At 26.9% G+C, this 12,504-nt stretch carries 14 protein-coding genes; 2 read left to right on the forward strand and 12 right to left on the reverse strand.

The genetic code is table 11. The annotated features are described in order from the left end of the window. The 5 genes from B0175_RS11305 to cobT form a co-directional block, all read right to left on the reverse strand. The coding region (locus tag B0175_RS11305) for an immunoglobulin-like domain-containing protein (RefSeq protein WP_322873861.1) at nt 1-1,034 on the reverse strand (1,034 nt) is incomplete at its 3' end. 98 nt (nt 1,035-1,132) lie between these two features. After that, nucleotides 1,133-1,738: a transglutaminase domain-containing protein gene (locus B0175_RS02905; protein WP_108527201.1), complete on the reverse strand. Its 606-nt coding sequence runs from the start codon at nt 1,736-1,738 to the stop codon at nt 1,133-1,135. Beyond that, the gene (locus B0175_RS02910; protein WP_108527202.1) at nt 1,738-2,484 is read right to left on the reverse strand and encodes an adenosylcobinamide-GDP ribazoletransferase; all 747 of its coding nucleotides are present in this window, start codon (nt 2,482-2,484) and stop codon (nt 1,738-1,740) included. Before B0175_RS02910 ends, B0175_RS02905 begins: the two co-directional genes overlap by 1 nt. Nucleotide 2,485: 1 nt before the next feature. Continuing rightward, entirely contained in the window at nt 2,486-3,151 is a 666-nt protein-coding gene (locus tag B0175_RS02915) for a GDSL-type esterase/lipase family protein (RefSeq protein WP_108527203.1), read from the reverse strand. A gap of 1 nt (nt 3,152) precedes the next feature. Further along, complete coding sequence (gene cobT, locus B0175_RS02920) at nt 3,153-4,220, reverse strand: nicotinate mononucleotide-dependent phosphoribosyltransferase CobT (RefSeq protein ID WP_108527204.1); 1,068 nt, start codon at nt 4,218-4,220, stop codon at nt 3,153-3,155. Nucleotides 4,221-4,359: 139 nt separating this feature from the next. Between cobT and B0175_RS02925 the strand changes: the two genes are divergently transcribed. Next, the gene (locus B0175_RS02925) at nt 4,360-5,766 is read left to right on the forward strand and encodes an anion permease (protein ID WP_108527205.1); all 1,407 of its coding nucleotides are present in this window, start codon (nt 4,360-4,362) and stop codon (nt 5,764-5,766) included. A 29-nt stretch (nt 5,767-5,795) separates the two neighbouring features. Here the strand turns inward: B0175_RS02925 and B0175_RS02930 are convergent, their stop codons facing one another. The 7 genes from B0175_RS02930 to B0175_RS02960 all read right to left on the reverse strand — a co-directional run bounded on the left by B0175_RS02930 (nt 5,796) and on the right by B0175_RS02960 (nt 12,154). After that, the gene (locus tag B0175_RS02930) at nt 5,796-6,542 is read right to left on the reverse strand and encodes a sulfite exporter TauE/SafE family protein (protein WP_004511071.1); all 747 of its coding nucleotides are present in this window, start codon (nt 6,540-6,542) and stop codon (nt 5,796-5,798) included. A gap of 43 nt (nt 6,543-6,585) precedes the next feature. Further along, a complete protein-coding gene (dsbD, locus tag B0175_RS02935; protein WP_108527206.1) occupies nt 6,586-8,307 on the reverse strand; it encodes a protein-disulfide reductase DsbD in 1,722 nt (573 codons plus the stop codon). Then, nucleotides 8,307-9,236 (reverse strand): 30S ribosomal protein S6--L-glutamate ligase, encoded by a 930-nt coding sequence (gene rimK / locus B0175_RS02940; protein ID WP_108527207.1) that lies wholly within the window; start codon nt 9,234-9,236, stop codon nt 8,307-8,309. Before rimK ends, dsbD begins: the two co-directional genes overlap by 1 nt. 11 nt (nt 9,237-9,247) lie before the next feature. After that, nucleotides 9,248-9,670: an ATP-dependent zinc protease family protein gene (locus B0175_RS02945; protein WP_108527208.1), complete on the reverse strand. Its 423-nt coding sequence runs from the start codon at nt 9,668-9,670 to the stop codon at nt 9,248-9,250. Between the two features lie 49 nt (nt 9,671-9,719). Beyond that, nucleotides 9,720-9,944 (reverse strand): hypothetical protein, encoded by a 225-nt coding sequence (locus B0175_RS02950; protein ID WP_108527209.1) that lies wholly within the window; start codon nt 9,942-9,944, stop codon nt 9,720-9,722. Between the two features lie 61 nt (nt 9,945-10,005). Continuing rightward, complete coding sequence (locus tag B0175_RS02955) at nt 10,006-11,364, reverse strand: EAL domain-containing protein (RefSeq protein WP_210004247.1); 1,359 nt, start codon at nt 11,362-11,364, stop codon at nt 10,006-10,008. Continuing rightward, nucleotides 11,351-12,154: a phosphatidylserine decarboxylase gene (locus tag B0175_RS02960; RefSeq protein ID WP_108527211.1), complete on the reverse strand. Its 804-nt coding sequence runs from the start codon at nt 12,152-12,154 to the stop codon at nt 11,351-11,353. The genes B0175_RS02955 and B0175_RS02960 overlap by 14 nt, the downstream gene beginning before the upstream one ends. Nucleotides 12,155-12,259: 105 nt before the next feature. On the opposite strand from B0175_RS02960, the gene B0175_RS02965 reads away from it, so the two are divergent. Continuing rightward, the gene (locus B0175_RS02965) at nt 12,260-12,502 is read left to right on the forward strand and encodes a hypothetical protein (protein ID WP_108527212.1); all 243 of its coding nucleotides are present in this window, start codon (nt 12,260-12,262) and stop codon (nt 12,500-12,502) included. Nucleotides 12,503-12,504 lie beyond the last annotated feature (2 nt).

The following is a 12,504-nucleotide window of genomic DNA, read 5'->3' on the forward strand; positions in this document are numbered from 1 at the left end:
GTAACTATTGAACCATCACTTAATGTTACTTTTATATCATGGTCTAATGCTTGACTTACATTTACTTTAAAGTTTCCTGTCTCATTCTCTTTTACATTACCGTCTGCACTTACCCATACTTTTACTTCATCTATTGTATCTGTAATAGTAACAACCGAGCTATCACTAGTATCTAAACTAACATAATTACCACCATCAGTTCCCACAATAGTATAAGTTTCTGTACTATTATCTAGATATACATCTTCTGCATTTGGGTTTGTAAAAGTTGTACTACCAGTTGTTTCACCTGCCTTAATAGTTATTTCTTCACCATTATTTAGTCTTATTATTAAATCTGTTTGTGGTGCATTATCTACTGTTGCAGTTATTGTAATCTCTTTACCTTCATCTACTGTTAAATTATTTAAAGTAATCGATGAAGCTGGTACTCTTGTATCTACAGGTATTGTTGGAGTTGTCGGCTCTGTTGTAGTAGTTTGAGGATTTAATAATTCAGTAGGTATTTCAACAGCATTATCACTTTCTGTGGTTTGAGTTCCAAAATCTGTTGCTTCTCTTAAATCACTATGAACATCAGTAGAAGAACCATCTCTTGCACTAAATCTAGCTGAAACTCTTCCTTCTTCAGTTGGTTCTTCTTGCCCAGCTTGCGTCTCTTGTTGTGTTGGATCGCCTGCAGCTGTTTCCATATCATCACTTATATCATCTGATGTATTATTCCATGCACTCAAATCTGCATTTTCAAATGTTGTATTTACATCACCTTTTGTAAAAATCACTTCTTCATTTCCAAAAGTAACTTCATTTAAAGAAGAATCTATTAGCTGTTGTTGAGTCTGGTTTAAAACGATTATGTCATTTCCAGATAATTCCATTTCTACTTTTGCAGAAATTTGATTTGAATTATCACCAAAAACAACTTCATTTTCCGATATACTATCACCAATACTTAGTTCTCTGATATTCCCTGAAGAGTCTTTTGCATAAAATACTCCTCCATCTAAAGACTTAACTACTCCTACTTGTGCCATAGATATCTCCTTATTATTTTATATATTGATTATATAACTTTAAATTATCATTGTCTATCACCCTTAGGGGTGATTTTTAATAAAATTAATAATTATTTTTAATTATATCTTAAATTATTTATAAGGAGTTTTTTATTTTTGAATGGGTCAATTATAGCTTCAATTTCATCAAGTTTATATTTTAAAGGGAATCCTATTTTTGAAAGAGTTGCTGTTGTTTCTAAAATATAAAATTTTTTATCATTTATATATAAAGCTTTTTTAGAAAGATTTATGCTATCAAGATTAATAATAACAAAAATATGTTCAGGAACAAGCACAAAATAAACTTCATAGCCAAGAACTTTCAAAAGAGAAATCAGCAAATTGGACTTATCATCACAATCACCAAAATTTTGTTCAACGACTTGTTTTGGGCTTTTTGCAATACTTTCATTTATTTTATATGGAATTGTTGTAACAAAATCCAATAAATTTTGAACTTCACAAAGTCTATCTTTATTACAATTTTTAGTAAGATATGAAGCTAATTTTATGGTATAGTCATCTTCTCTTACTTGATTTACATAAGTTGTATCACCTATATCTGTAAACTGATTTTTTACAATAAAAAAAGAAGAATATATCATATAAATCAAATTTATAACAAAAACTATTGAAATAAAAAAAGATAGATATTTTAAGAATTTATTATTTATTAACATTACAAAATTAAAGCCAAACCAATATTCAAAACTATTAGTTCAGTATGTTCTAAAGTAAATCCTAAACAATCACCATTCACAAAACCAAACTTATTATTTAAAATCTTTAAAATAAAATAAAAACTCAAAAGTGATAAAACTAAAATAATAAAAATATTTTTACCTATGAAAAAAGCAACAATAATATAAATTAAAGCATAGATTTTTAGTCTAAATATTCCCCCACTTTGAAAAGCCAAAGATAAAAAGCTATCTTTACTAAATTTAAAATATTCAAGCAAATATAAAAGATTTAATCTTGAAAAAGTACAAACTATTAAAAATAAAACATACTCTTTTTGATATAAAACATAAGTGATAATTCCAACTTTTAAAAGTACAAAAGAAAAGGCATACAAAGCTCCGATTGCTCCAATAGTTGACTCTTTCATAATCTTATAAGCATCTTTTCCACTATAAGAAGCAAACCAAGCATCAACAACATCAATTATTGCTTCTGTATGAATAAATCCATATAAAAATAAATAGATAACTGAAGAGACAAAAGCTGCATATATTGGTGAAAAAAATTGATTAAAAAAAAGATTAAAACATATAACTATTGAAGCCAAAATAGCTCCAATTAAAGGTAGTAATGCTAAGGTATATTTATATGTAATATTATTTATTTCCATATTTTTTACAAAAACTGGAATAATTGAAAAATATGAAAGGGCAAAGAAAAAAGCGTTTAATAATTGTTTCATATTAATCTATATATTTTTTTATCTCTTTTACCCAAAGAGTATAAGCTTTTCCATTTAGATGTAAATCATCAGTCGTAAACTCTGATTTTAATACTTTATTTGGTGCAAAAATTGGATTTAAATCTATAAAATCAATATTATTGTTTTGAGCAAAATCTTTTAATTTTTCATTTAATTTTTCTATTTTAGGATTAAAATTTTGTTTTCTTGTTTCACCAATATAAAGAGTTGATTGAATATGAACTTTTATATTTTTTTCTTCAAAAAATTTGATTATCTTTTTATAATTTTCAAAAACTTCATTTTCACTTTTTCCTCTCATTATGTCATTTACACCAATCATAATAAAAACTTGTTTTATACTAGGACTAACTGTTGATAATCTATCTAAAACTCCACTTGTTGTATCTCCACTTATTCCTCTATTTTGAACTGTATTATTATTTAAAAGTTCATCCCATCTTCCCTCATCAGTTATTGAATCACCTAACATCATAGTTGTGTATTTACTATTATTCATCAAAACCTCAAATTGACTTTTTTTATGTTTATAATATGGATCATTTTGTATTTTCCACTCTTCAACTTTTTGTATCTCTTTTGCTTCTAGATTATAATTATTTAAAAATAGTAAACCACATAAAGCTGTTAATATTTTATTTTTCATTTTACTCTCCTAAAAACTCTTCTATTTTTTTTGTAACTATCTGTTTTGATAAACCATTTATTGAAGCATAACATAATGCGCCACCACAGCCAACCCCCTCTTTAGCTTCTCCTTCATCATATAGTTTTAAAGCTGGATGTGAAGATAAACTAAAATCAAAATCACTTGAATAAGCATTTATAGGAAAATCAAGTTGTTCTAAAAGTGCTTTGATATTTGAATTTTTATCTTCTTCTATCCATTTTGTAGTAAAGAGTGCTATATTTGAAGAATCAAGAACTCCATCCATACTTCTTAAAATAGAATTCACAACAAGTAAAACACAAGCCATCTGTGTTCCACCAGCTAATACAATCTTTTGATTTTTATTTTGACTACCTAAAATAAATCCTGCATAAAAAATTATCATATTATCACTAACTTTTGATAATTTATCAAATAAATCATCATTTGAATCTATATTTGATAAAGCATTATTGATTGTTTTTTCTTTTATATCATTTGGATTATTTTTAAATGAACTTGAAAAATATCCATCACAATCATATCCCAAAGCTTTTGCTGTCGCATTAGCTGTTGTAGTTCCTGCTGGAATTGTTTCAGCTAAAATAATATAATCATCTTTTGTTTCATAGCTTTGCGCAAACTCTATTCCTTTTTGGAAAATCTCCATAGCAGGTATATTTGCATTTTTATCTATACTATCACTTGAGTTTATATCAAAATTATGTATTTTAAAATACTCTATTTGAGGAACTACTTCTAATCCCAAATTTAAAATTTCTATATTTGAAAAAGGTTTAACTTCATGAATTGCTCTAGTTATTATTGCAGGAGTTGGAACTCCTTTTGGAGTTTTTGCAATATCAGGTAAAGACTTTACTTGTTTTATACATAAAAACTCTGCATCTAAAGTTGGAGTAAGAAATAATTTTTGAGGAATTCCAGCTTGTGAAATATTTGGAATTTCACAAGTTTTTGTTACACTACAACCAAGCAAAAAAGTGGCTTTTTTACCTCTTAGAAACTCTATAAAATCAGCTTTTCCTAAAATTGTTTTAAAGTTCATTTGAAGCCTTTTATAAAAATAATTTTTGCGAAGTATAACAGATATTATATAAATTGATATATTTTTTAAATTTTTCTTATATTTATTTTGTAACTAAATTATATTATAATATTCTCATGACTTTAAAAAGGAGCATAACATGTCAAAACAGACTTTAAAATTACTTATACCCATTGCAGTTTTAGTAATCTTATGGTTCATTCCAGCACCAGAAGGATTATCTCAAAATGCATGGCATTTTCTAGCAATATTTTTTGCTGTTGTAGTAGGGCTTATCATTGAGCCAGTTCCAGCTGCTCTTGTAGGTTTTACAGGAATTTCATTTGTTGCACTTTTAGGATTAATAGGTAATCCTAAAGAGAGTATTACTTGGGCATTATCAGGATTCTCAAATAGTGTTATTTGGTTAATCTTTGCTGCATTTATGTTTGCACTTGGTTATAAAAAAACAGGTCTTGGAAAAAGAGTTTCTCTTATAATGGTTAAATACATGGGAAAAAGTTCATTAGGTCTTGGTTATGCTGTTGCATTCTCTGATTTAGTTTTAGCACCATTTATGCCATCAAATACAGCAAGAAGTGGAGGTTCAGTATATCCTGTTGCTATTAATATTCCTCATATTTTTGATTCTTGGCCAGACAAAGATCCAAGAAAACTTGGAGCTTATATCTCTTGGGTTGCTATTGCGACTACTTGTGTAACAAGTTCTATGTTCTTAACTGCACTTGCACCAAATTTACTTGCAGTTGATTTAATTGCAAAAAGTACAGGTCATGCTATTAGTTGGGGAGAATGGGCAAAAGTAATGATACCATTGATGGTTCCTCTGTTTTTATTAACTCCTTGGTTAGCGTATGTTATTTATCCACCAACACAAAAGAAATCTCCAGAAGCTCCAGCTTGGGCTAGTGAAGAATTAAAAAAATTAGGACCTGTAACTTTTAAAGAGTACTTAATGGCTTTTTTAGCGACTGTTGCCTTAGTTTTATGGATTTTTGGAAAAGAGTTTGGTGTTGATTCAACAACAGCTGCTATTTCAATTGTTGCTATAATGGTTTTAACAAATGTTATTACTTGGGATGATTTAATTTCAAATAAAGCAGCATTTAACGTACTTATTTGGTTCTCAACTTTAGTTGCAATGGCAGCTGGTTTACAAAAAGTAGGTGTTTTAACTTGGATTGGAGCAAATACTCAAACAATGTTAGCTGGTCTTCATCCAACAGCATTGATTTTGTCATTAATTGTTTTATTTTTCTTGTTACATTATTTCTTTGCTAGTGTTACTGCTCATGTTACTGCACTTGTTCCAGTATTTATGACTATTGCAGCAACTCTTTTAGCTCCTGAGCAAATTTTACCATTTACTATTATTTTAGCAGGAAGCCTTGGAGTAATGGGAATTATAACTCCTTATGGAACAGGACCATCGCCAATTTGGTATGGAGCTGGATATATTTCTCAAGCTAGATGGTGGGGATTAGGTGCTATTTTTGGAACACTTTATCTTGCAGTTATTATTTTAGGTGCATTTATATTCATCTAAAAACTTTAAAAGGAAGTTATAACTTCCTTTTAAAAAATCGTTTGATAAATTAAAGCTATCGCCATCAAAAATAAAAATCCTTTTATAACTTTATTATAATTTTCTTGTGGAATTTTGTTCTTTATTTTAAGTCCAATAACCATTGCAACTACAACAAGTATTAAACTACTAAAAGAAATTGTTAACAACTCTTGTGTAAATGAACCATGAATTGCAAAAAGCATAATTTGAATAAGTTTTCCAAACAAAAAACATATATTTGAAGACTGAATTATCTCTTTTCTTGAATGTTTTGATTCTAAAGAATATATTATTAAAACCAAAGCCATAACATTTGTTAAACCACCTATAATTCCTGCACTTAATCCAAATATAACAAGTGAAGTTTTAGGTTTATTTTTTACCCAAACCATTTCAAATTTGAATTTCTGAATTAATAAATAAAAAATAATTGAGATTGCCAATAATAATTTAAAGATTTCAGAACTACTATAGATTAATATTTGTGTACCAATAGCACTTCCTATCATCGCAAAAATCGCTAAAGGATAAAATCTTTTTATAGCACTTAAAAAGTTTCCTTCACTAAAAATAGCTATCAAATTAATCAAAAGTGTAGGAATAGCAACATACAAAATAGCTGTTTTCATATCTGTAATCATTGCTAAAAGAGGAGTTGAGATTAAAGGAAAACCAAAACCAATACTTCCTTGAACCAAAGAAGAAAAAAATAAAATTATTGAAAAGATGATTAAAAAATCAATATTTAAGTCCATAATAAATCCTAAAAAAGAAGGATTTATTATATATGAATATCATTTAATTTTGAAAATTTTTATTTACTATTTCCAAAAAATCCTTTGGATTTTTGTACCCAATAATTCTTGAAGCTTGAATTTCATTTTTATCTTTATCCCAAAATATTAAAGCAGGAGGTCCAACAACACTAAACTTTTTTTGTAAAGCTTTGTCTTCATCATTGTTTTCAGTTACATCAGCTTTTAATAAAGTAAATTCTTGAAGTTTATTTATAACTTGTTCATCTTGAAAAGTAATCTCTTCTAACTCTTTACAAGAAACACACCATGATGCCCAAAAATCTAACATAACTGGTTTATTTGAGTTTTTAATTGCAAGTTCAAGTTCTTGAATATTTTTTATTTTTTTAAAAATCAACTTTTCATCAGAGACTTGTGTCATTTTTGATGAAGTGAATTCTTCTAAAGGATTTAAAGGATTTGTTGCACCACTAATTGCCCCTACGAATAAAATAACACCTAAAATAAAAATCACAACAGTAATCAACTGAGCCAAAATATGTTGATAAATTTTTAGATAAATAGCACTTCCTAAAAGTAATAATGCCCATAAATAGATAATCACAGTTGCATCTAAAACTCTATCTAAAAGCCAAATTGCAACACCTAACATTACTATTCCAAAAATTTTTGTAATACTTTCCATCCAGCCACCAGGTTTTGGCATAAATTTTCCTGCACCTAAACCAATTAGAAGTAATGGAACTCCCATTCCTAAACTCATAACAAATAAAGCTAATCCACCAAGAATTGCATCACCTGTTTGTCCAATATAAACTAATGCTCCTGCAAGTGGAGGTGCAACACAAGGACCAACGATAAGAGCTGATAAGAATCCCATAATTGCAATTCCTAGAAGTCCTTGAGTATCACTTTTTTTATTTAATTTTGATTGGAATGCTTGAGGAAGTTTTATTTCAAAATATCCAAACATTGAAAAAGCAAGTAGTACGAAAATAAAAGAAAAAACTATTAAAACATAAGGATTTTGAAATGCTACTTGTAAATTTGCTCCCAAAATTCCTGCAATTACTCCAGCTATTGTATAAGCAATACTCATTGATAAAACATAAACTAAAGATAATAAAAATCCTTTGCTAGTGGTCATTTTTTCAGTTTTTGAAGCACCTACAATAATTGAAGATAAAATAGGAATCATTGGAAAAACGCAAGGAGTTAAAGATAAAAGTAATCCAAAGCCAAAAAATGTAAGTAAAACTAAAAGTATATTTTTGTCTTTTAAACTATTTGCAATAACATCTGTTTCATTTAAGTTTTCTAAATTTTTATTTTTATTTTCATTATTTATACCCAATATTAAAATATGTTTTTGACTCATTGGAGCATAACAAAGTCCAGCTTTTGAACATCCTTGAAATTTTAGCTCAATTTCAAACTCTTGTGATTCAACTTTTGATTTTAAAAAATTATAAGGAATAGTTAAATTCAAATCATCAAAATGAACTACAAATTCTTCATAGTTGACAGGCTTTGGAATATTTAACTCTTCTGTAATATTTATTTTTTCAGGTTTTATAATATTTATTTGTAATTTATCGTGATATAAATATATATCTTTTCCTAATTCAAATTTGATATTTAAACTATCTTTATTTTCTATAAATTTTACTTGAAATGCCTCTTCTGGCTCTAAAACTTTATTCCCAAGTTCTAAAGAAAAAGAGTACATGAAAAGTATCAAAAGCAATAAAATCTTTTTCATTAAGCACCTATACTATCTTTTTTTCTTTTTATTTTTTTAGTATTTGAAGATTTTGGTTTTATATTTTTTTCTATGTAATCCATTATTTTTTGAGCTATATTTATATTTGTTGATTTTTCTATTCCTTCAAGTCCTGGACTTGAATTTACTTCCATAACTAAAGGACCTCTTTTTGAAGGAATCATATCAACACCACAAACCCCTAGTCCCATTGCCCTTGCAGCAGCTATTGCAGTTGCTTTTTCTTTTCTATTAAGCTTATAAGCTACTGCACTTCCACCTTGATGTAAGTTTGACCTAAAGTCTCCTTCTGCACCTTGTCTTTTCATTGCACCAACAACTTCATTATCTACAATAAAAGCTCGTATATCTGTACCATTTGCTTCTTCAATATACTCTTGAACAAGTAAATTCACATCCATTCCATAAAAAGCATCAAGAACTGATTTAGCAGCTTTTTTACTATCAACTAAAACAACTCCAACACCTTGAGTTCCTTCTAAAATTTTTAAAACTAAAGGTGCTCCTCCACTTAAAGCAATAACATCTTTAGCATTTGATTTATTTGAAGCGAAAACTGTTCTTGGTAAATCCACATCATTTTTTGATAAAACTTGTAAACTTCTAAGTTTATCTCTACTTCTTGTAAGTGCTAGATTTCCTGTTGTACTAAATACATCTTGCATTTCAAAGTGTCTTACCATTGCTGCACCATAAAAAGTTTTACTTGCACCAATTCTAGGGATTATTGCATCAGGAATTGGTAATAATTTTCCTTCATAATTCACAAGTAATTCACCTTTCATAATCTCAATTGTACATTTTAAATAGTCTATTACTTTTACTTCCCAACCTTTTGCAGTTGCCTCTTCTAATAATCTTTTTGTTGAATACAAATTTTCATTTCTTGATAAGATATAGATTCGCATATTATTACCTTTTAATTAACCTTTGATAAATACTCTTTTGAAACATCAACTAAAAAACGATTTGTTAAAAACTTTCTTCCAATTAACATCGGATATTTCATATCTGAACGATCTGTTAAAGATATAACTGTTTTATAATTTTTTCCAAAAAATGAAACCATAACTTGAATTGACGCTCTTAATTGGATCACTCCATTTGAACTTTTAACTTTTTTTAATTTATAAAGAGGCATTTTTATTTTTTTACCATGGTAAGCTGGATGAACTTCATCTAACAAAGAAAAGTGGACAAACTTTTCATCATCAATAAAAATATCATCACAATGTAGTGAATTTGAATCTGCACCAGTGTCTATTTTAGCATCTAGTCCATAAAGTTCTAAATCTAAAATATCTATAACTTCTCTTCTTCCAATAACTTTCATTTGTGACATAATTTACCTCTTTAATAAAGGTTATTATATCACAAAAGATTTTTTTAGGCTATTTCTTACTATCGCTAGCTTTTTGTAAAATAGCAATAACTTCTTCTAAATTTTCATAAGGAATATGTGCTTTCCATTGAACATCTATCCCATTTAATGAAACACCAATGCTTACGATATCTTCTGTATCTTTTCCATAAGGCTCTGTTACATTAGAGATTGTTATTTTTCCTTTTTTTGTACCCGCTAATGCTAATGTTCCAATTTCTGTAATAACTGACATATTTCTCTCCTTTAATAAATATTTTTAAATTGTACAAAAATAAGCTTTTGTTTAATTAAAACTATTCGATATTTAAAGAAGGTTCAGCTAAATAAAAACCTTGAAACTCATCAACGCCCATTTCCAAAAGTAAATCTAAGATCTCTTTTGAGTGTACATATTCAGCAATAGTTTGAATATTTAATGCCTTAGAAAAAGCAATAATTGATTTTACAATTTCATAAGAATTTTTATCTATATCTATATGCTTTATTAAAGAACTATCAATTTTTAAATAATCAGGTCTTATTCTCATAATTCTTATAAAGTTTGAATAACCTGTTCCAAAATCATCAATTGCAATTTTTACACCATGCTTTTTATACTTTGAAATAAACTCTTCCAAATGTTCATAATCAGAAATATAATCACTTTCTAAAATTTCAAAGATTATTCTCTCTTTATCTTTTTTCTCTAACTTATCCATTTTATTATCTAAAAACTCTATAAATTCATGATTTAAAATATCTTTAAAACTTATATTTAAAGATACTTGTTTCTTAGTTTTTGACAAATTATCAAATGTTTTTGAAATGATTATATGAGATAACTGTAAATACTGTTTAGTTTTGAAAGATACTGATAAAAAAAGATTCGGTGTAAAATATATCACTTTATCATTTTCATCTATATCTCTGATTCTCATCAAAGTTTCATATTTTACAATCTCTTGATTTCTATCAAAAATTGGTTGATAAAATGGTATTACATTGTTTTCTACAATAGCTTTTTGTATTTTTTCTCGCCAATAAATAGATTTTTTAACAACTTCTTTTGTATCAATTTCATTATTATAAACAAGAAATCTTTGATTCGTTTTTTTTGCTTTTTTTAGTGCAATTGCAGCTGTTCTAACTGGTTCTTCTTGAACAATAGAAATTCCTAGTGTCATACTAATTAAAACATCAATATCTAATTTTTCAATATGAACTAATTTATTTTTAAATGTTAAAATCAAATCACTAATAAATGCTTCAAATTCAAAAAATGGCATATTATCTTTATCTAATAAACAAAAAATATCTCCACTTAATCTATAAGCACTTACATTATATTTTTTTTCAAAACCTTTTAAAATTTTTGCAATTTCAACTAAAACTAGTTCAGCAGAAACAAATCCATAAAGTTCATTGATATCACCAAAAGAGTCTAAATCAAGTAAAACAATTGAGATAAATTCTCCATGCTTTACATCACTATCTAAAGCAACTCTGTTTTTTAAACCAGTTAATTTATCAACGCACAATTTATCTTCTATCTCTTTTACTTTAAGGACTATTTCTCTTTCATACCCTTTTCTAGTTTTTATTACTAAATATATGATAAAAGATAAAATTCCAAATAAAGCTATGAAAAAAATAAATATATTATAATTTTCCAATTCTTTGCCCAAATTTTACATTTTGATTTAATAAATCATCAATTTGAACACTATCTTTTTCCCAAATCATAACAACAGTTGAACCCATTTTAAAATATCCTAAACATTCACCTTTTGTTATTTCGATATTGTCATAATTATAAACTTTTATCTCTTTAGCATCTTTATTTGTTTCTACTCTATTTTCAAATTCAAATACCATCTGTCCTACATTTAGTGCACCTACAAATACCATATAAAAAAGTTTTCCGCTATTTTCACACTCTAATATAACTCTTTCATTTTGTACAAAAAGTTCAAATTCTTTGTTTAGATATTTTAAATTTACAGGATAAAGTTTACCTGGAACATGAATAAGTTTTTTTAGTTTAAAATCACAAGGGGCATGGTATCTATGATAATCTTTTGGTGATAGATAGAAATTCATAAAAGAACCATTTTTAACTTTTTCAAAATTTTCACTACAGTAATAAGTCAGTAACTCTTCAACGCTATATTCCATTCCTTTAATTTGTAAAGCAATATCTTCTTTTAAAGTTCCACATTCTGTTATTAAACTATCTGTTGGAGAAATAATAGAATCTTTATTTTTATCTATTTCTCTTTTAATTATTAACTCTCTTGTAAATAATTCATTTAAAGATTTATAATATCTAGGATGTTTAAACTCAATCATATTCAACTTCATTAGCTTTACGTAACTTAAATTTATAATTTTTTGGATAGGAGAAGGGAACTCTTTTTTTGCAAATTTTCCAAAATATTGAGACATTAGATTTGAGATGTGCATTATCTGCCTTTTTAAAATTTATTAACTAATATTTTATCTTTTTTTACTTCTTAAATTGCTTTAATAAATTTTTTGATACTCTTTGTTTTTTATTTAAGGATATTTATGTATAAAATTGTTGTACAAGATAGATGCAGCTGTTTTCAGAAAAGTGATTTAAAAAATAATTTAGAATTTAATTCAAAAGATGACGCTTTACTAAAAGCTATTGAAATAAAAAATATTATGAATAGTAAATTTTGTAAAAAACATCATTTTGAAATCCAAGAAATGTTTAATAATTTTGTAATCAAATTTTATCAAGAAGAACAAAAAACTTACTGCTGTGGAAATGGTTGTTGTATGTAACA

Origin of the sequence: Arcobacter lacus (genome assembly GCF_003063295.1) — a bacterium.
GTDB classification, from domain to species: domain Bacteria; phylum Campylobacterota; class Campylobacteria; order Campylobacterales; family Arcobacteraceae; genus Aliarcobacter; species Aliarcobacter lacus.